This window comes from Fontisubflavum oceani, from assembly GCF_030407165.1.
Classification (GTDB): Bacteria; Pseudomonadota; Alphaproteobacteria; order Rhodobacterales; family Rhodobacteraceae; genus Rhodophyticola; species Rhodophyticola oceani.
Genome location: NZ_CP129111.1, coordinates 760,002 through 778,246, shown reverse-complemented (window position 1 = coordinate 778,246; position 18,245 = coordinate 760,002). Strand labels below are relative to the sequence as shown.

Here is an 18,245-nt window from a genome sequence, read left to right as displayed (position 1 = left end):
GCGGGCCTTTATGGTTTGTCCTAGGTCTGTTTTGCCTGGGTCGTCGAGGCCTGCCGCTTACTCCGGCAGTTTCGCCATCCGCAGATAGGGCAGCTTGGTGTCGATCGACCCGTATTTGGCAATCGCATCCGCATCGGACACCGCCACCGGCACCACCACATCTTCGCCCGGCACCCAGTTTGCCGGCGTCGCGACATTCTCGCGCGCGGCGGTTTGCAACCCATCGAGCGCACGCAGAACTTCGGCGAAGTTCCGACCCACATTCATCGGATAGGTCATGGACAGTTTCAGCTGCTTGTCGGGCCCGATGATGAAGACTGAGCGCACCGTGGCGCTATCGGCGGGGGTGCGTCCATCCGGCAAATAGGCCTCGGCGGGCAGCATGTCGAAGGCTTTGGACACCTCCAGACCATCATCGGCGATGATCGGGAAACCGGCTTTCGCGCCGCCAACCGCTTCGATATCGCCTTTCCATTTCTTGTGGTCCTCGACCCCATCGACGGAGACGCCGATGACCTTGGTGCCGCGCGCGGCCCATTCATCGGCCAGTTGGGCAACCGCGCCAAATTCGGTCGTGCAAACCGGAGTGAAATCCTTCGGGTGGCTGAACAAAATCGCCCAGTCATCCCCAATCCAATCATGCAGGGCAAAGCTGCCTTGATCGGTTTCCACGGTGAGGTTCGGGATCGTATCATTGATGCGCAGGGACATGGGCAGTGCCTCCTTTTCCTGTCAGTGCCGCGTCATGTGTCAGATAGGCATATAACACGGATTGTGCACCCGCGCGTGGCGTCGCAGGGGCAGATAAGAGCAACAGGTCGCGCACCCTCCGCTTGCGCGAACGCGCGTTCCGTTTCGTCACGATGGTGGCGAACATCACCTCTTGCGCGCGCCAAATCGCAGTGACAGGCTCCGCGCGAAGCGAAGGGAGATATCGCCATGCCCGCATCGACAGAATTCTATATCAACGGCCAATGGGTGGCGCCGCATCAGCCCGATGATTTCCCAGTCATCGACCCGTCGACGGAGGAGGTCTGCGCGACCATCTCGCTTGGGTCCGAGGCCGACACGAACGCGGCCGTCGCCGCCGCGAAGGCGGCGTTTGATGGATGGGCCGCGACACCCATTGCGGACCGGATCGCGGCCCTGCAGCGCCTCCGCGATGTCTACAAGAAACGCGCGGGCGAGATGGCCGAAGCGATCAGCCAAGAGATGGGCGCGCCGATCGATCTGGCCAAGCAGCAGCAAGTTGGCGCAGGCATCTGGCATCTCGACGGGTTCTTGAATGCCGCGAAAGAGTTTGCGTGGGATCACCCGCTCGGGCCGCAAGCGCCGACCGAGCGCATCCTCCATGAGCCGATTGGCGTCTGCGCGCTGATCACGCCGTGGAACTGGCCGATGAACCAGATCGTGCTCAAATGTGCCCCGGCGCTGGTCACCGGCTGCACGATGATCCTGAAACCCTCGGAAATCGCCCCGCTTTCGGGCCTGCTCTTTGCTGAGATGATGGATGAGGCGGATTTGCCACCCGGCGTCTTCAACATGGTCAATGGCGATGGCCCCGGCGTCGGCAGCACGCTTTCTGCCCACCCGGATGTAGATATGGTCAGCTTCACCGGCTCGACCCGCGCCGGGCGTCTGATCTCGATCGCGGCGGCTGATACGATCAAACGCGTCAGCTTGGAGCTTGGCGGCAAGGGCGCCAATATCATCTTCGCCGATGCCGACGAGAAAGCGGTGAAATCCGGCGTGATCCGCTGCTTCCGGAATACCGGTCAGAGCTGTAACGCGCCGACGCGGATGATGGTGGAGCGGTCCCGCTATGATGAAGCGGTGGAGATTGCGGCGGCGACGGCGCAAGCCACCACCGTGGGCCCCGCGAATGAAGAAGGCCCTCATATCGGCCCCGCCGTGTCGGAAATGCAGTTCAACAAGATCCAAGATCTCATCCAAAAAGGCATCGACGAAGGCGCGCGTTTGGTCGCCGGTGGCACGGGACGCCCCGAGAACCTCAACCGCGGCTATTACATCCGCCCGACCGTTTTTGCTGATGTGACGCCGGATATGACGATCTATCGCGAGGAAATCTTTGGCCCCGTCCTTTCGGTCATTCCGTTCGAGGACGAGGCCCATGCGGTCGAGATGGCCAATGACACGCCCTATGGCCTCACCAACTACATCCAGACCGGCGATAATGAGAAACTCCGCCGCGTCGCCCGGCAGCTCCGCTCAGGCATGGTCGAAGGCAATGGCGTGGGCTTTGGTCAGGGGTCACCCTTCGGTGGGTTCAAGCAATCCGGCAACGGTCGGGAGGGCGGAAGCTTTGGCCTCCACGAGTTCCTGGAGATCAAGGCCGTGAGTGGCTGGGGAGAATAGGCGAGGCGCGCGCGTGCTGTGATGCCGCGCCAGGGCCTGGTCTCTAAGTGTCGCCATCGTCTGAAGTCGCTGATGCGGCCCATACGATGGCGCCTGCCTCAGCATTCACGTCGAAACATCGAACCGTTTACAGACCGAACCCTCGGGCGTCCGATAGGTCTGAAAGCCCATCGCTTCATAATACGATAGCGCTTCGGGGTTCGTGGCCCCGATGGTTGCATCGATATGCGCCAGACCGGCGTCGCGCGCCCGCGCCTGAGTAACGGCGAAGAGCGCGCGACCGACGCCGCGCCGGGCCGCCGAGGGCCGTATGTGGGTACCGATGATGCCCCATCCGGGTTCGACGCCCCATTCATTCCCGGCCCGTGCGCGCTTTAGCGACTGGAACCCCAATACGACGCCATCCTCTTCGGCCACCGCGCAGCAGATCTTGTCGGCATCCTCAATGTAGTTTGCGCGCACGAAAGCCTCGTCATCGGGCCGCGTCCGTTTGCCAGACGCGGTCAATTGCTGAAGAAACGCGCTGATCTGTTCAACATCTTCGATGGTGCCGTCTCTTACGATCATTGTCGGTTTCTCCAGATAGCTACAGTCGTGATACGCCGGATTCTGCCGACGCGCTGAGAGATCAGCGCATAAGTCAGTTGCAGACGTCTTTCAACTTTCGACCTCTCATGATCTCCGCCACACATGTCGCCAATGGCACCTTCTGGCGTTTCTTGCAGGTGGTTTGGGTCGGCAACATCGCCATAAGGGTTATCTGACGATTCGCTCTGGGCAAGGCTTGATCGCCGCCTAACTCGTTCCGGAGCATGACAGGATTAAGGCCAATGCCGACGCATTCGCAGAGAAAGACCGTTCTGATCATCGGCAGTGGACCGAATGCGGTCGAGGCGGCGGCGTGGGATCGTGACGCTTTCACCCATATCGTTGCGATCAACAACGCTTTCGCGGTCCGACCCGATTGGGATTTCGCGATCTACCCTGAGGATTTGCCAGTGGACCGCCGCCCGACCGATCTGCGCCCGGGGCAGCAGGTTGTTGAGGCGGCGGATTACGTTCCGGTTCAAAACACCCTAGGTGGCTTTGTCTATGCCGGCGGCACGATGGCCTTCACGGCAGGGTATTGGGCTCTGGCCAGTCTTAAACCCGCTGTGATGGGGTTTGTCGGGTGCAACATGGTCTACCCCGCCACAGGCAACACGCATTTCTACGGTGTCGGCGCGGCGGACCCGCTGCGCGATGACATCACGCTACAGTCTCTTGAGGCGAAATCGGCGCGGCTCGAACTTATGGCGGCGGCCCATGGTTGTGCCTGCGTGAATCTGTCGGATGGCGAAAGTCGGCTGACATTCCCGCGCAGGACGCCAGAGACGCTGTCTGATGCGCAGGTGCTCACACCAGAGCCCAACAGCCTGGCGGCGGCTCAGGCACAGGAACGTGCGTTGGGCTATGTGGTGCCATCAGGTCGCTATTGGGAAGTGGCGGACCAGTTCGATGCCGCCGAGTTGCGAGGTGTCGACGCTCTTTGGTTGACAGCACTCGCGGCCGCGAGAGGCGCGTCGGACGGTCAGAGACATCGGTCGTGCTCGCCTTAAAACGGCACCTTCGCTCGGAAGCTCATGCCTTTGCCACCATCGGGATGGCGCAGCTTCAAGCTCTCCGCATGTAGCATCAACCGGGGATAATCGCGCGCGGCCCCCTCGGCGTAAAACGGATCGCCCAGAATCGGATGGCCGATTTCTTTCATATGAACCCGCAACTGATGTGACCGGCCAGTTTTGGGGTAGAGGCGCACCCGCGTTGTCACATCTTCAACCCGCACCACCCGCCAATTGGTTTGCGCCGGTTTGCCGATCTCATGGTTCACATGCTGCAACGGGCGGTTCGGCCAATCCACGATCAAGGGCAGGTCGATATGCCCCTCTTTCTCCGCCATCTCCCCCCAAACGCGGGCGACATAGACCTTCTTCATCTGGCGTTTCTCGAATTGCAGACCCAGATGACGTTGCGCATGCGGGCTGCGCGCGAACACCATCACGCCGGAGGTGTCCATATCCAGCCGATGCACCAAAAGCGCCTCTGGAAAGGCTGCCTGCACCCGGCTGAGCAGGCAGTCCGATAGGTGGTCCCCCTTGCCCGGCACACTCAACAACCTACTGGGTTTGTTGACCAAAATCAACTCGTGATCTTCGTAGATCACGTCCAATGGGGCCGTTGGTGGGCGATAGTCGAGCGAGGTCATGGGAGCGTATAGCCCTAGGGCTTGGCCTTGTGCAAACTCATCGGAAGACCGACCTAATCCTCTGCGGGCATGCGGTGGATTTCGGTCCCGTCTCGCCCCACGATCACCGGACCGTCGAAGACCGGCATGATCTCGGCCAGCCAATCGGCTTCGGTGATATCCGGGTCATCAGCCGGAACCAGATGATGCAGCGCCAAGAGGTTCACCTGGGCCGCCGCCGCAATCTGCGCCACATCTCGCGCCTCGGTATGGGCGGCCAGGATATGCGCTTTCAACCGTTCGCCATTGCCGGTTTTGGCGACGATCCGGTCAACGCCACGTTCCAGCATCGCCTCATGAACCAAGATATCAGAGCCTGCGGCAAAATCGGCCAGCGGCGGGAAATACGCGGTGTCGGCGCTGAAGGTGACCCTCCAGCCATCATGCTCAAAGCGCAAAGCAAAGCAGTCTATCACCGGCGGATGTGGCACGCGCAGGGCAGCAACCTCCAAATCCGGAACCGCCAAGGGCCCCTCATCAAACTCGACGATCTGAACCAGCTCGTTGAGGTCGGGGCGGCCCTCATCATCAATCCGCAGCGCGATGTCGTAGTTGAGCGATTGCAGGAACCCGGCCCAAACCGCGCCGATGCCCGGTGGTCCATAGACCGTCACTGGCGTGGCCAGCCCCGCCGTCCAGGCGGTGTGGATCAGCGGCCCCAGTTCCAACACGTGATCGGAATGCAGATGGGTGATGAAAATCAGGTCGAGCTCTTTCAGCGACACCCCCGCCTCGACCAGACCTTTCGCCACGCCCAACCCGCAATCGACCACGATCCGCCAGCCGCCCATCTCAAGCAGCGAGGCCGTTGGCATCGGCCCACCCGGTCGGATCGCTGGGCCGCCTTTGGTTCCCAATAGAACCAGCCGGTCCAGTCTCATTTCTTCCCCGGTGTGCCGTCGAATTTCTTCTCCAACGAGGTCCAGCAATCGATGTAGTCATCCTGCAAGGGCGCCTCGTTGGCGGCGAAGCCGGTCAGATGCTGCGGGAACCGGGTCTCGAACATGAAGGACATGGTGTTTTCCAGCTTCTCGGGCTTCAGATCGGCATTCGATGCGCCTTCAAAGGCCTGCTTATCGGGCCCGTGCGGCAGCATCATATTATGCAGGCTCATCCCGCCCGGCACAAAGCCTTGCGGTTTCGCGTCATATTGGCCGTAAATATTGCCCATCAGCTCCGACATGATGTTCTTGTGATACCAGGGCGGGCGGAACGTATCCTCCATCACCATCCAGCGCTCGCGGAACAGCACGAAGTCGATATTTGCAGTGCCCGGCACGCCGGAGGGCGCGGTCAGCACGGTAAAAATCGACGGGTCGGGATGGTCGAACAGGATCGCGCCGACCGGGCAATAGGTCTTCAGGTCGTATTTCACCGGCGCGTAATTGCCGTGCCAGGCGACCACGTCGAGCGGGCTATGCCCAATCTCGCATTGGTGAAACTGGCCACACCATTTCACGGTGACACTTGAGGGCACCTCGCGGTCTTCAAATGCCGCCACGGGGGTTTTGAAGTCCCGCCGGTTGGCCATGCAGTTCGCGCCGATTGGGCCGCGCCCGGGCAGCTCGAACTTCTGACCGTAATTCTCGCAGACAAAACCACGCGCTGGCCCGTCGATCAGTTCCACCCGATACAGCAGCCCGCGCGGGATGATCGCAATCTCCTGCGGCTCCAGATCGATGATCCCAAGCTCGGTGCAGAAGCGCAGACGCCCTTCCTGCGGCACAATCAGGATCTCGCTATCGGCGGAGTAGAAATAAGCATCCTCCATCGAGGCGGTGACCAGATAGATATGGCTCGCCATGCCAACCTGCGTGTTGACGTCTCCCGCCGTGGTCATCGTGCGCATGCCGGTCAGCCAGGTCAGCGGCGCATCGGAATGCGGCACCGGATCCCACCGGTATTGGCCGAGGCTGATCACGTCGGGGTCCACGTGCGGGGCCGATTTCCAGTAGGGCAGATCGATCTTGGTATAGCGGCTCGAATGTTTCACCGAGGGACGGATGCGGTAGCACCAGGTGCGTTCATTCTGATGCTGTGGCGCGGTGAAGGCGGTGCCGGTCAATTGCTCGCCATAGAGCCCGTAATTGCACTTCTGCGGGCTGTTCATCCCTTGCGGCAGGGCCCCTGGTAGCGCCTCGGTCTCAAAATCATTGCCGAAACCGGGCATATAGCCCTCGGTCGTGCCGACGGGTGTGACCGCCTGGACCATGCCAGCGGGGGTGTTCTGTGTGTTCATCTGCGCATCCTCCAAGGCTCCTCAGGCCGATAGCAGAAAGTATCGTTGTGTTTGCAATGAAGTCAAGGAAGCCGAGCGCGCGGCGCTCCGTATTCGCGGGCCTTTGCCTCCCATATCCTGCGCGCCTCGGGCCAGTCAGGTGCGTAGTCGGCATAGAACCCGATGGTTTTGCCTGTTGCGATCCCGGGAAAGGCGCGCATGGCTTTGAGATGCCGGGGCATGGTCAGGAAGGCGCGCATTGCGGCCTCGCTTTCCCAAATGCTGAGCGTGTGATGCACCCCGTCGATGCTGCGCGCGCTGGCGCCCAAATTGCCCGGCGCGGATTGTGCTTCCGCCATGGCCGGCATGGCGAGCGACCAGAAACGCGGCGCATGCCAGATAGCTTTGAGCTTCAGCCCGGTGATGGAGATGTAAACCTGTGCCATAACAACGAAGTTAGAGCCGCTAACATCGCTGTCAAATCGGGCCTATATGAAACGTCAGATATGTTCGACCTTTACGTCACAGCACTGCCCCAAAATCAGAAAACAGCTAAGCCGACCTTCGCATAAAGCGCAGCGAAAGTGTCAAAGAGCCCAGAGTGACGGTTGCTGCGCGGCGACTGAAAGGCAGCTTTTAATGCTTTTTCATTTGTCGTTCGTTTGGTAGCCAGCGGCATGGCACATCCGACCGAGGCAAAGCATTCACGCCTTCGAACTTGGGCTTACGCAATCTTCATTTCGGCCTTTCTTTGTGTGTGGCTAAGCGGGATGACTGCGGGCCTCATGGCCGGAGCGTGCCGGAACGACCGGTATCAAGGCGAGGAAAAGCTGCGGTTCTGCAATATCTCACTGACCGCCGGTGCTTGGTTGGGTTTGTTGCCAATTGAACGAGCAAAGGGGGCCATCATCCACCTCGAACGAGGAATAGCGCTGTTTCAGGTGGGAGAAGAAGAAGCAGCAGCCAGCGTATTCGCTCGGGCGTTGCGAGACGCGCGGGCTAGGTCCGGGCCATTGGAGCAGGGACTACATCAGCGAATTGTTCAACTTGCTGACGGAAGACTGCTCGCACTATGGGTGGCGGTCGTAGAGTCATCCACATAGGTGGCTCAAACCGCTTCGGCGTCGCTGAAAGCCGCCATTGGCTCAGCCGCAGCCAAATGTCGCTTTGTCCCGCTCTGCCGACCTTGGCACATACCGCTATGAAGGTCCGGTTTGGGTCAAAATTGCTTGACGTTTGGCGCAATATTGCATGACGCGGCCCCTTGATAGGGCTCAGATAATTCACGCCATCGAGTCAAAGATGCGCCATGTTCCAGAGCCTAGGTCCAGTCCAGCACCACCTTGCCCGACTGCCCTGAGAGCATCGCGGCGAACCCGTCTTGGTAGTCGTCCGCCTTGAACCGATGCGTGATGACTCGGCGTACATCGAGGCCGTTTTGCAGCATCGCGATCATCTTATACCAGGTCTCGAATATCTCCCGGCCATAGACGCCTTTGATGGTGATCGCCTTGAACACGATCCGGCTCCAATCCACTGGCGATTTGCCCGGCGGAATGCCCAGAAGCGCGATCCGGCCACCCATGACCAGTGTCTCGACCATCTGATCAAGCGCCACTTGATTACCCGACATCTCCAGGCCGACATCAAACCCCTGGCTCATACCCAGCTCCGGGATCACGGTGGCCAGGTCTTCTTCTAGAACATTGACTGGCCGGACATCCGCGACTTGCCCGGCGAGGTCGAGCCGCGCTTGGTTCACATCCGTGATTACCACATGCCGCGCGCCTGCATGCCGGGCCACGGCGGCGGCCATGATCCCGATTGGTCCGGCGCCGGTCACCAGGACATCTTCGCCCAGAAGATCGAAGCTCAGCGCCGTGTGCACCGCGTTGCCAAGCGGGTCCAAAATCGCACCAATCTCGTCATCTACATCATCGGGCAGCGGCACGACATTAAACGCCGGCAGCGCCAGGTATTCAGCGAAGGCCCCCTGCTCATTCACCCCGATCCCCCGCGTTTCCGGATCGAGATGAAACTTCCCGGCCCGGCTTTGCCGCGAGGTTTTGCCGATCAAATGCCCTTCGCCAGAGCAGCGTTGCCCGAGGCTGAGCCCCTCCACATGCCGCCCCACATCGACAATTTCCCCGGCAAACTCATGCCCGGTCACCAGCGGCGTTGGCACCGTCTTCGCGGCCCACTCATCCCAGTTCCAGATATGGATATCCGTCCCGCAAATCCCGGTTTTGTTGATCCGGATCAGCACATCATCGGGGCCGATTTCCGGCACGGGCACGGTTTGCATCTCCAGCCCAACGACCGGACCTGGTTTCACCAGCGCGCGCATCTCATTTGTCATCGGTTTTGCTCCGTTCAAAGGCAAGCCAGGTCCAGGTAACACCAGCGGCGCGGTTTTGCGGCTGGTGCGATGGGGCAGCCGCGTCGCGCAGAAGCGTGAGGCCGACCTCCTCGGCACGTGCGATTTCCTCAGTGGCGTCGAGCGGGTGGATCGGTTGGTCATCGGGCACCGGCCCATGGCGCAGCGAGAGAATGAGCCGGCCACCTGGCGCGAGCAAGGTGACCATACGCGCCAGGGACGCCGCTCGGGTTGCGGCGGGCAAATGATGCCAGATCGCATTGGCGAGGATCAGGCTGAAGGCCCCGTCGATCCCATCGAGATCTGGCAAGCGCGCATCCATCACAAGCGCTTCAGGCAGCCGCGCCCGGATCGCGGTGCGGAAGGCCGCCACCGGCTCCGCGGCGGTGACGTCATGACCTCGCGCGGCGAACCATGCCGCATCCCGCCCGCTGCCGGCACCGACATCCAGCACCGGCGCTGGTGGCGCGGGGAGAAGGTCCAGGATGGCAGATAACACATCCTCGCTCGTCACGGCGTCATAGCGGTCGCGCAGAGTCTCAGCATGCGCTTCATAGGTTGCAATGGCGGCCTCACCGGTCATGTGATCGCCCCGAGAGCCCGGCCTGCGGCGGCAAATGCCGCCAACCCCTGATCCAGATCGCCCTTGGTAAGCGCGGCATTCATCTGCGTTCTGATCCGGGCCTGGCCCTTTGGCACAACGGGGAAGAAGAACCCGGCCACATAGACCCCGCGTTCGTAAAGCGCCGCCGCCATCTCCTGCGCCAACCGCGCGTCGCCCAGCATCACCGGAATGATTGGATGCTCCCCCGGCAACAGATCGAACCCCAGATCGGTCAGCCCCGCGCGCCAATAGGCGGCGTTCTCAAAGAGCTGCGCCCGAAGCGTATCGCCGTCTTTGACCAGTTTCAGAACCTCCAACCCGGCGGCGCAGACGGCAGGCGGCAAAGCGTTCGAGAAAAGATAAGGCCGCGCCCGCTGGCGTAGAAGGTCGATCACCGGCTGCGGCCCGGCGATATAGCCACCAATCGCGCCGCCCAGTGCTTTGCCCAAGGTTCCGGTCAGCACATGCACCCCATCGGCCACGCCCGCATGATGCGGCGTGCCGCGTCCGCCGGGGCCCATGAAGCCGGTCGCGTGGCAATCATCCACCATCACCACGGCGTCATAACGCGCCGCCAGGGCAGTGATCTCGGCCAAGGGCGCCAGATAGCCATCCATCGAAAACACGCCATCGGTCGCGATCATGATATGCCGCGCGCCCTCGGCCCGAGCGGCTTTCAACTGCGCCTCCAACGCATCCATATCCGCATTGGCATAGCGATAGCGCTTGGCCTTGCAGAGGCGGATGCCATCAATGATCGAGGCATGGTTCAACGCATCCGAAATGACCGCGTCTTCGGGGCCGAGGAGCGGCTCAAACAATCCGCCATTCGCATCGAAACAGGCCGCGAAGAGGATCGAATCATCCTTGCCCAAAAACCGCGCCAGGGCCTGTTCCAACTCCCGGTGCAAATCCTGCGTGCCGCAGATGAACCGCACACTGGCCATGCCAAAGCCGTGCCCATCCATCGCCTCTTTCGCCGCCGCGATGAGCGCCGGGTGATCGGCCAGACCCAAATAATTGTTGGCGCACAGGTTCAACAGCGGCTGCGCATTACCCTCAACGGCCACATGCCCGCCTTGCGGCGAGATGATCGGACGCTCGACCTTATAAAGCCCATCGGCTCGGATCTGATCGAGCGTGTCGGACACATGCGCAAGAAAGCTTTCGGACATTGGGGCACCTCCTGGCGCCACCTTAAACCAGATCGCGCGCCGGAAAGACCAGCGCGCGACATCAATCTTGCGGAGACTGTCGGAATTGTGCGCTTAGATGCCCACGAAGGGTTGTGCGATCCGGGGCAGTAGCCCGTCGAACTTCAACGGCGCATCGGTCGCGACCAGACAGATGCAATCCTGCCCCGCTTCGGCCACCGGCGTGTGATGCACATCTTCATCAGCCACTTCGATATCGCCGCGCGCGAACCGGTCATCCTCATCGGCATAGGCACCTTGTAGAACCAGCGTCATCTCGGTGCCGTGATGGCTGTGCATCGGCATCGCCTGCCCCGCCGGGATCGACAGGAGCCGTACACTGGCATCTTTGCTCGACTGCAGCACACATTGCTTCACGCCCATCCCTACGGAGCGCCATTTCACAGCATCCAGATCGCCGCCCACCGCATCGCGTAGCGGCCCTGGGAAAATCCCGCCACTTGGCGGGGTTGGCCGCGCCGTCGGCGTTTCCATCCCGGTGATCCGGGCCAGCGTCGCCTCGAAACTGTCTTCGGCCAGTTCGGCACATTCCACCTCGTCTAACATCGCGCCGCCAACCGCTTCGAAGCTTTCCAGCCGCGCCCGCACGTCGTCGCTGAGCGAGACATGGGTGGCGACCACAAGATCAAAGGCCTCGGGCAGGGCGCCGGCGGCATAACCCATCAACAGGTCATCGGGGATTTGGTGTTTCACATCGGTCATATCATATCACGTCATATTGTGCCGCAGCCGGTCCAGCGCCAACCTAATGCGCGACTTGATCGTGCCAAGGGGCAGACCCGTCTCCGCGGCAATTTCGCTATGGGTTAAATCTCCGAAATAGGCGCGTTCGATCAGAACGCGCTGCTTTTCGGGCAAGTTCTTCAGCGCCTCGGCAAGCCGCGCGCTATCCTGTTGGAGGGCAATGACCTCTGCCTGATCAGGCGCCGCTTCGGGCCCCCATGGGAGGTCTTCCGGTTCGGGCCGGGCATATTTTCTCAGAAGATCGATCTTCCGGTTTCGTGCGACGGTGAAGATCCAAGTCGCCACGCTGGCGCGCGCCGGGTCGTACATATGCGCCTTTCGCCAGAGCGTTGCCATGACATCCTGCATACATTCCTCGGCCAAGCTGACATCCGCGCCAGACTTGATCAGAAACGCTTTCACCTTGGGCGCAAAATGCCGGAACAGATCGGCAAAGGCCGCCTGATCCTGGCTCGCGGCGATGGCCGTCACCTTGGCCACCCACTGCGCGTCATCCTGTGCTGCGCTTGTCACAACTCTCCTATGTCCTGCGTGCCGTGCCCGAACAGCGTCTTCATAACGCGTCGGCGGCGGTGACAGGTCTTGTGTCTCAGAAAGATCATTTAACAAGAGCATATCAAGCTTACGACCCCGGCCCGAGACTGGATCAAAGTTTTTTTCTTTCATCCATATTGGGACTTTGGCCGTAGACCTGTCTAAACATTGAAAAACTGTCTCTGGGGGTCCTCCGTGCCATTTGAAACTACTGCTGCCCTGCCGCGTCGAATTGCCGTGATCGGCGCTGGTATCTCCGGGATGGGGGCGGCCTATCACTTGTCGCGGACCCATGCCGTGACCCTGCTAGAGGCTGAGCCACGACTGGGCGGGCATGCGCGCACGGTCTTGGCCGGAAAAAACAGCGATCAACCGGTCGATACGGGGTTCATTGTCTTCAACTATTCCAATTACCCGCATCTGACCGCGCTTTTTGATGCGCTCGACGTGCCGGTTGCGAAAAGCGATATGAGCTTCGCGGCATCCATCGGCGGCGGCGCGATCGAATATGGCCTGCGCAACCTGCTGGCGCTCTTCGCGCAGAAATCCAACCTACTCCGCCCCGGCTTTGCGCGGATGATCCGCGACATCTTGCGTTTCAATGCGCGCGCCGAAGAACTGGCCGATTATGATGGTGTCACGCTTGGCGAATTGATGGATCAGATGCAGATGGGCCGCTGGTTCCGCGAATATTATCTGACGCCGATTTCGGGCGCGATCTGGTCGACCCCGAAAGAGGAGATCATGGATTTCCCGGCGCAGGCTTTGGTGCGCTTCTTCCGCAACCACGCGCTTCTAAGCGCCACGGGGCAGCATCAATGGTGGACGGTCCAAGGCGGCTCCATCGAATATGTCAAACGGCTTGATGCCGCGATGCGCGGGCAGGGGGTCGATATCCGCCTCGGCAAACCGATTGAGGCCGTGCGTCGCGTCCCCGGCGGGGTCGAGGTTCGCCGCGGCGGCGATTGGGAGATGTTTGATGAGGTGGTCTTCGCCACCCATTCCGATGATACGCTGGCAATGCTCGCCGACCCAAGCCCAGAGGAGGCTGCGGCCCTTGGGGCCGTGCGGTATCAACCCAACGAAGCCATCCTGCATGCCGATGCCAGTGCCATGCCCAAGCGGCGCGCGACCTGGTCCTCCTGGAACTACACCGAGCGGAAGGGGCATACCGGCGGCCCAATCGACCTTACCTATTGGATGAACTGCTTGCAGCCGATCCCCGAAAGCGACCCGCTTTTCGTGACGCTGAACAGCCGAGGGCCGATTGATGAGGCGCTGATCTATGATCAAACCACCTTCCGCCATCCGGTCTATGACTTGGCGGCGCTGGCGGCGCAGGGCACAATCCGGGCCATGAACGGCACCAACAACACCTGGTTCTGCGGCGCGTGGATGAAAAATGGCTTCCACGAAGACGGCTATGCCAGCGCCATTGACGTGGTCGAGGCCATGGCCGCCCGCGACCGGGTCGCGCTCGCTGCATGACCGCGCGCATCGACCATATCGCAGGCGAGACCTTCCACGGGCGTCGCGGCGCGGTCGAAAACGCGTTCAAATACAGCATTGACTACGTGATGCTGGACGCCGAGGCGGAGCTGTCCACACCGCGCCTGTTTGGCCGGAACCGAGGCAGTCTCGCGTCGCTTTGGGACAGCGACCATGGCGGCCCGCCGAAACAGGGCGCAGGCGCGCCATGGGCGCGTGAGGTGCTCGCCGCGCATGGCTTGTCGGAGGTTGCGAATGGCCCGCTCTATTTGCTCGCCCAACCCAGGATGCTGGGTCATGTGTTCAACCCCGTCAGCTTCTGGCTGGCCTATGACGCAGACCATGCTCTCCGCGCGGTGATTGCCGAAGTGTCTAACACGTTCGGCGACCGTCACTCCTATCTTTGTGCCCATCCCGATCACGCGGAAATCACCCGCTCCGACACGCTCACAGCCGCAAAGATCTTCCACGTCTCGCCATTCCAGCCCATCGCGGGCGGCTATACCTTCCGTTTCGACATCCGGGAGGATCGCATCGGCATCTGGATCGACTATGCCACCGGCAATGAGGGTCTGATCGCGACGCTCACCGGCACGCGCAAACCTTTGATCACTGTCGGATTACTGCGCGCCGCGCTTCGTCGCCCGCTGGGCTCTCGCCGGGTGCTGGGCCTGATCCACTGGCAAGCGCTCAAGCTCTGGTGGAAAGGCGCAAAGTATCGCGTCCGGCCAACGCCACCCGCCGATGAGGTCTCGCGGTGAGCCACCCCCGCTTGCCGGGCTATGCGGTCTTTGCGGCGATGCTCGCCTCTGCTGGTCTGCCAATCTACATCCACGCGCCGAAGTTCTTTGTCGATGAATATGGCGTGGGCCTGACCGCGCTTGCCGCCGTCCTCTTCGGCCTCCGCCTCTTCGACGTGATCCAAGACCCGGCGCTTGGATGGCTCGCCCAAACCACCCGCAAACGCCGCGCCTTCGCCGTGACCATCGCCACCGCGATCCTCGCGCTTTCAATGATCGGCCTCTTTGCCGTCACCCCGCCGATCGCCCCGCTTTGGTGGTTCGCGCTCACCCTGATCGGCCTTTTCTCGTCCTTTTCTTTCCTGACGATCTGCTTCTATGCCCAAGGGGTCCACACGGCGGGCAGCCTTGGCGACAAAGGGCATCTCCGCCTCGCCGCCTGGCGCGAGACGGGCGCGCTGCTTGGTGTCTGCCTTGCCTCTGTGGCCCCGACAGTTCTGCTCTTCACTGGCGCGCCTTTCGCCGCGTTTGCCACGGGCTTCGCAGGTCTCTGTCTTGTTGCGCTCCTTCTCATGCAGGGCGAATGGCGCCCGACCCCGCCTCAGGCGCAAGGCGGCTTTCGCAGCGTTTTGGCGGACCCAATCACCCGCCGCCTGCTATTGGTCGCGCTGGTCAATGCCGCACCTGTCGCTGTGTCTTCAACATTGTTCCTGTTCTTCGTCGAAAGCGCGCTTGATGCGCCGGGTTGGGAGGGTCCGCTGCTCCTGCTCTTCTTCCTTGCCGCCGCCGCCAGCGCGCCGCTTTGGTCCCGTCTGGCGCAACGCTTTGGCGCACGCCGCACCCTGCTGGCGGCCATGGTCGCCGCGATCCTGTCTTTTTCCACCGTGCTCACGCTGGGCCCCGGCGACACGGCCCTCTTTGCGCTCATCTGCCTGATCTCCGGCGCAACCCTCGGGGCGGACCTCACGCTTCTTCCCGCGATCTTCGCCCGCCGGATGGCCCGCGTCGCGCCCGAGGCCGGCGCGGCCTTCGGCCTCTGGTCTTTCGTGTCGAAATTCACCCTCGCCTTCGCCGCCGTCACCCTCCTGCCCGCGCTCGACCGGGTCGGATTTGTCGCAGGCGGTTCCAACGATCCGGCGGCTTTGTCGCTCCTGACCCTCCTTTACGCCCTGGTTCCTTGTGTGTTGAAACTGGCGGCGATTGCCCTCTTGGCGGCCACACCCTGCCCGAAGATAACCCAAGGAGTCTTTGACCCATGCGCGACTGGACCGGAAAACGCTATTGGCTTGTGGGCGCCTCCGAAGGTCTCGGTCGGGCGCTCGCGCATCATATGAGCCGCGCCGGTGTCGATCTGGTCCTCAGCGCGCGGAATGAAGACCGGCTGCAAGACCTGGTGGCCGAATTGCCGGGGCGTGCGTCTTATGTCCCGATCGACATCTCCAACACCGCCTCGGTCAAAGCCGCTGCGGAAGAGGTGGGCGAAATTGACGGGTTTGTCTTCCTTGCCGGGGTCTATTGGCCGCAATCCGCGCGGGAGTGGGATGCCGATCAGGTGGAGGCGATGTTCGACATCAACTTGACCGGCGCCGCGCGCTGTCTTGGCCAGGTTGTGCCGCAGTTTGTTGCTCGCGACCGCGGCCATATCGTGCTCACCGGGTCACTGTCGGCGTTTCGGGGCTTGCCCGGTGCCATCGGCTATTCCGCGTCGAAGGCGGGGATGATGTCGCTGGCGCAGTCGATGTATCTCGATTTGCGGAACACAGGCGTTGAGGTGCAATCGGTCAACCCCGGCTTCATCAAAACCCGCCTGACCGATAAAAACACCATCTCCATGCCGTTCATCATGGAGCCAGATGACGCCGCCGCCGTAATGTTCGAACACATGAACACCGATCAGTTTCAGCGCAGTTTCCCTTGGGCGTTTAGCCTCTTGTTCCGGGGGAGTGTGTTCCTACCGAATTGGCTTTATGTCCGTCTTTTCGGTTGACCCGCAATTTGCGCAAGATCAAAGACGCTCCACCCTGGGTTGACCGATAACAGGGGCAGACCACCGCGCGAGAAGGGACAAATCATGCTTGCAATATCAACACGGAAAGTGGCGCAGATCATTCTGATGGGCCACGAACTTGACCGGGCTGAGCCTGAAATGCGCGGCCTGATCGACACTCTGAATGAAGACGAGATGGCCGAGTTGGTGGCGATCATGTGGATCGGACGCGGCAGTTTTGAGCCTGAGGATTTCGCTGAAGCACTGAGAACGGCGCGGACCGAGGCAACGACGCCGACGGCGGATTACCTGATCGGCACGCCGCATATGTCGGACCATCTGGAGGCCGGGCTTGAGATGTTGGGCGTCGATGCGAAGGACGAAGAAGACGACATCATGTAGGGCGGCGCTGCCGGTTTAACCTTCTAAATCAAGGCGATATGGCGGTCAAACTCCGCCTTCGCCCGCCCCCAAACATCCGCGTTTAGATCGCCAAGCGTCATCAGAGATGGCAGCAATTGCGCCGCATAATCCTCTGAGCTTTCCACCGGCAGCATCGAGGGCAAGTTGTCGATCGCCGTGACATCCAGCACCGGTTCGTCGTGGACGCGCAGTGCGGGCGCGGCCCAATCGGTGGTCCGGTTATAGACCTTGATCGGCGAGAAATCAGATGTTGGATCGCAGGCGATATCGCCAATCACCGACAGGCTCCGCGCCGCGGCCTTGGCGCTTGCAGGCACGAAAACCGGCGTGCCGGGCTGCGCCAGGATGCAGTTGAGCAGAATCTCATGCGCCAGGATTTCGGGAAACGGCCCGCCAGAGGCGGTTTCGGCCATATCCCATTTTGTCACCGTCATTCCCATCGACTCACAGAGATCTGCGGCCCCCGCGCCAACCCGCCCGAGGGCTCCAATGACCAAGGCTTTTGGCGGTGTCATGCCCGACATCTCGGACCGAAGGTCAGCGACCAGGGCGTCTTTGCCTGGATACACGCCCACCGGTCCGCATATCTCGCCGCGGTGTTGCGCCGTCCAGCATTTCAGCGCCACCGCCGCGCCCGCGAACCCGGCCCAATAGCCGAAAGCCGCAACGCGCCGCCCGGCCTCGTCGACCAGATATTCCAGATCATAAAGCACCCCGCCGCCAGCCTTGAAACGTTGCAGCAGCACTTGCCCCGCCGGTTGCCCCTTATAGGCATGGCCAAACATGATATGCCGATGGCGGAGCGGTGTGCCATCTTCGGGCAGCTCCTTCAGCCCGAAAATGATCGCGTCTTCGGGCGCCTCGGGCCAGCTATTCTCGGCAGCGATTTTCGCGCCCGCGGCGCTATAACCGTCGATCGGGATGGCGCGGACCGAACTTTCCTCGACCGTCACCCGCAGGCCGGCCGCGATCAACGCTTTCACGCCTTCCGGCGTCAGCCCGACGCGCTCTTCATTCGGGCGCTGTTCGGCGCGGACCCAGAGATGTGTCATCGGCGATGTCCTTCGGTGTTGCCCACGCGTTTTACGGCTGGGCAATCGCATCGGCAAGCGCGGGCATCAGGGCTTGTTTGGCAAGAATAGGTTACAAAAATTGCGACATCTGCCGATTTTCGTAACCTATTTAGATGCGGTCATGCCGGATTTGGACCTATCCCGGTCGCGAACTGGGACTGGCGGGGGCGGGAATCTGCGATA

General features: G+C 61.4%; 19 protein-coding genes. 7 read left to right on the top strand and 12 right to left on the bottom strand.

The annotated features are described in order from the left end of the window. Window positions 1-57: 57 nt before the first annotated feature. Window positions 58-711 (bottom strand): peroxiredoxin, encoded by a 654-nt coding sequence (locus QTA57_RS03955; RefSeq protein WP_145213165.1) that lies wholly within the window; start codon window positions 709-711, stop codon window positions 58-60. Window positions 712-939: 228 nt separating this feature from the next. Between QTA57_RS03955 and QTA57_RS03950 the strand changes: the two genes are divergently transcribed. Beyond that, entirely contained in the window at window positions 940-2,376 is a 1,437-nt protein-coding gene (locus QTA57_RS03950; RefSeq protein ID WP_290153745.1) for an aldehyde dehydrogenase family protein, read from the top strand. A gap of 105 nt (window positions 2,377-2,481) precedes the next feature. Here QTA57_RS03950 and QTA57_RS03945 read toward each other — a convergent pair whose 3' ends face one another. Next, on the bottom strand, window positions 2,482-2,943 hold the full coding sequence (locus QTA57_RS03945; RefSeq protein ID WP_290153744.1) for a GNAT family N-acetyltransferase: 462 nt from the start codon (window positions 2,941-2,943) through the stop codon (window positions 2,482-2,484). 263 nt (window positions 2,944-3,206) lie between these two features. Between QTA57_RS03945 and QTA57_RS03940 the strand changes: the two genes are divergently transcribed. Beyond that, window positions 3,207-3,974, top strand: coding sequence for a hypothetical protein (locus QTA57_RS03940; RefSeq protein ID WP_290153742.1), 768 nt, complete (start codon window positions 3,207-3,209; stop codon window positions 3,972-3,974). Here the strand turns inward: QTA57_RS03940 and QTA57_RS03935 are convergent. The 9 genes from QTA57_RS03935 to QTA57_RS03895 form a co-directional block, all read right to left on the bottom strand. After that, on the bottom strand, window positions 3,971-4,621 hold the full coding sequence (locus QTA57_RS03935) for an RluA family pseudouridine synthase (protein WP_290153740.1): 651 nt from the start codon (window positions 4,619-4,621) through the stop codon (window positions 3,971-3,973). The genes QTA57_RS03940 and QTA57_RS03935 overlap by 4 nt on opposite strands. A 53-nt stretch (window positions 4,622-4,674) precedes the next feature. Then, the gene (locus tag QTA57_RS03930; protein WP_290153738.1) at window positions 4,675-5,541 is read right to left on the bottom strand and encodes an MBL fold metallo-hydrolase; all 867 of its coding nucleotides are present in this window, start codon (window positions 5,539-5,541) and stop codon (window positions 4,675-4,677) included. After that, window positions 5,538-6,899: a homogentisate 1,2-dioxygenase gene (gene hmgA / locus QTA57_RS03925; protein ID WP_290153736.1), complete on the bottom strand. Its 1,362-nt coding sequence runs from the start codon at window positions 6,897-6,899 to the stop codon at window positions 5,538-5,540. Before hmgA ends, QTA57_RS03930 begins: the two co-directional genes overlap by 4 nt. Window positions 6,900-6,961: 62 nt before the next feature. Beyond that, window positions 6,962-7,324: a hypothetical protein gene (locus tag QTA57_RS03920; protein ID WP_290153734.1), complete on the bottom strand. Its 363-nt coding sequence runs from the start codon at window positions 7,322-7,324 to the stop codon at window positions 6,962-6,964. An 875-nt stretch (window positions 7,325-8,199) separates the two neighbouring features. Then, the gene (gene tdh, locus QTA57_RS03915; RefSeq protein ID WP_290153733.1) at window positions 8,200-9,237 is read right to left on the bottom strand and encodes an L-threonine 3-dehydrogenase; all 1,038 of its coding nucleotides are present in this window, start codon (window positions 9,235-9,237) and stop codon (window positions 8,200-8,202) included. Continuing rightward, complete coding sequence (locus QTA57_RS03910; RefSeq protein WP_290153731.1) at window positions 9,227-9,838, bottom strand: class I SAM-dependent methyltransferase; 612 nt, start codon at window positions 9,836-9,838, stop codon at window positions 9,227-9,229. Before QTA57_RS03910 ends, tdh begins: the two co-directional genes overlap by 11 nt. Continuing rightward, window positions 9,835-11,034, bottom strand: coding sequence for a glycine C-acetyltransferase (locus QTA57_RS03905; RefSeq protein WP_290153728.1), 1,200 nt, complete (start codon window positions 11,032-11,034; stop codon window positions 9,835-9,837). The genes QTA57_RS03910 and QTA57_RS03905 overlap by 4 nt, the downstream gene beginning before the upstream one ends. Window positions 11,035-11,127: 93 nt before the next feature. Further along, on the bottom strand, window positions 11,128-11,775 hold the full coding sequence (locus QTA57_RS03900; protein ID WP_290153726.1) for a ChrR family anti-sigma-E factor: 648 nt from the start codon (window positions 11,773-11,775) through the stop codon (window positions 11,128-11,130). 6 nt (window positions 11,776-11,781) lie between these two features. Next, window positions 11,782-12,330 carry a sigma-70 family RNA polymerase sigma factor gene (locus tag QTA57_RS03895; protein ID WP_290153724.1) on the bottom strand — a complete coding sequence of 183 codons (549 nt, stop codon included), beginning with the start codon at window positions 12,328-12,330 and terminating at the stop codon, window positions 11,782-11,784. 216 nt (window positions 12,331-12,546) lie between these two features. On the opposite strand from QTA57_RS03895, the gene QTA57_RS03890 reads away from it, so the two are divergent. The 5 genes from QTA57_RS03890 to QTA57_RS03870 all read left to right on the top strand — a co-directional run bounded on the left by QTA57_RS03890 (window position 12,547) and on the right by QTA57_RS03870 (window position 16,968). After that, window positions 12,547-13,839, top strand: a complete 1,293-nt coding sequence (locus QTA57_RS03890; protein ID WP_290153722.1) for an NAD(P)/FAD-dependent oxidoreductase — start codon at window positions 12,547-12,549, stop codon at window positions 13,837-13,839. After that, a complete protein-coding gene (locus QTA57_RS03885; RefSeq protein WP_290153721.1) occupies window positions 13,836-14,600 on the top strand; it encodes a DUF1365 domain-containing protein in 765 nt (254 codons plus the stop codon). The genes QTA57_RS03890 and QTA57_RS03885 overlap by 4 nt, the downstream gene beginning before the upstream one ends. A gap of 38 nt (window positions 14,601-14,638) precedes the next feature. Beyond that, complete coding sequence (locus QTA57_RS03880; RefSeq protein WP_290154769.1) at window positions 14,639-15,913, top strand: MFS transporter; 1,275 nt, start codon at window positions 14,639-14,641, stop codon at window positions 15,911-15,913. Continuing rightward, window positions 15,835-16,566, top strand: a complete 732-nt coding sequence (locus tag QTA57_RS03875) for an SDR family NAD(P)-dependent oxidoreductase (RefSeq protein WP_290153719.1) — start codon at window positions 15,835-15,837, stop codon at window positions 16,564-16,566. The genes QTA57_RS03880 and QTA57_RS03875 overlap by 79 nt, the downstream gene beginning before the upstream one ends. An 84-nt stretch (window positions 16,567-16,650) precedes the next feature. Continuing rightward, window positions 16,651-16,968, top strand: a complete 318-nt coding sequence (locus QTA57_RS03870) for a DUF3775 domain-containing protein (RefSeq protein WP_171559453.1) — start codon at window positions 16,651-16,653, stop codon at window positions 16,966-16,968. Between the two features lie 23 nt (window positions 16,969-16,991). On the opposite strand, the gene QTA57_RS03865 is transcribed toward QTA57_RS03870, so the two are convergent. After that, the gene (locus QTA57_RS03865; protein WP_290153717.1) at window positions 16,992-18,041 is read right to left on the bottom strand and encodes a saccharopine dehydrogenase; all 1,050 of its coding nucleotides are present in this window, start codon (window positions 18,039-18,041) and stop codon (window positions 16,992-16,994) included. Between the last annotated feature and the right edge of the window lie 204 nt (window positions 18,042-18,245).

Excerpts from the sequence above, each read along its gene's own strand:
- QTA57_RS03955 (WP_145213165.1), bottom strand. The coding sequence starts at position 711 with ATGTCCCTGCGCATCAATGATACGATCCCGAACCTCACCGTGGAAACC.
- QTA57_RS03950 (WP_290153745.1), top strand. The coding sequence starts at position 940 with ATGCCCGCATCGACAGAATTCTATATCAACGGCCAATGGGTGGCGCCG.
- QTA57_RS03945 (WP_290153744.1), bottom strand. The coding sequence starts at position 2,943 with ATGATCGTAAGAGACGGCACCATCGAAGATGTTGAACAGATCAGCGCG.
- QTA57_RS03940 (WP_290153742.1), top strand. The coding sequence starts at position 3,207 with ATGCCGACGCATTCGCAGAGAAAGACCGTTCTGATCATCGGCAGTGGA.
- QTA57_RS03935 (WP_290153740.1), bottom strand. The coding sequence starts at position 4,621 with ATGACCTCGCTCGACTATCGCCCACCAACGGCCCCATTGGACGTGATC.
- QTA57_RS03930 (WP_290153738.1), bottom strand. The coding sequence starts at position 5,541 with ATGAGACTGGACCGGCTGGTTCTATTGGGAACCAAAGGCGGCCCAGCG.
- hmgA (WP_290153736.1), bottom strand. The coding sequence starts at position 6,899 with ATGAACACACAGAACACCCCCGCTGGCATGGTCCAGGCGGTCACACCC.
- QTA57_RS03920 (WP_290153734.1), bottom strand. The coding sequence starts at position 7,324 with ATGGCACAGGTTTACATCTCCATCACCGGGCTGAAGCTCAAAGCTATC.
- tdh (WP_290153733.1), bottom strand. The coding sequence starts at position 9,237 with ATGACAAATGAGATGCGCGCGCTGGTGAAACCAGGTCCGGTCGTTGGG.
- QTA57_RS03910 (WP_290153731.1), bottom strand. The coding sequence starts at position 9,838 with ATGACCGGTGAGGCCGCCATTGCAACCTATGAAGCGCATGCTGAGACT.
- QTA57_RS03905 (WP_290153728.1), bottom strand. The coding sequence starts at position 11,034 with ATGTCCGAAAGCTTTCTTGCGCATGTGTCCGACACGCTCGATCAGATC.
- QTA57_RS03900 (WP_290153726.1), bottom strand. The coding sequence starts at position 11,775 with ATGACCGATGTGAAACACCAAATCCCCGATGACCTGTTGATGGGTTAT.
- QTA57_RS03885 (WP_290153721.1), top strand. The coding sequence starts at position 13,836 with ATGACCGCGCGCATCGACCATATCGCAGGCGAGACCTTCCACGGGCGT.
- QTA57_RS03880 (WP_290154769.1), top strand. The coding sequence starts at position 14,639 with ATGCTCGCCTCTGCTGGTCTGCCAATCTACATCCACGCGCCGAAGTTC.
- QTA57_RS03875 (WP_290153719.1), top strand. The coding sequence starts at position 15,835 with ATGCGCGACTGGACCGGAAAACGCTATTGGCTTGTGGGCGCCTCCGAA.
- QTA57_RS03870 (WP_171559453.1), top strand. The coding sequence starts at position 16,651 with ATGCTTGCAATATCAACACGGAAAGTGGCGCAGATCATTCTGATGGGC.
- QTA57_RS03865 (WP_290153717.1), bottom strand. The coding sequence starts at position 18,041 with ATGACACATCTCTGGGTCCGCGCCGAACAGCGCCCGAATGAAGAGCGC.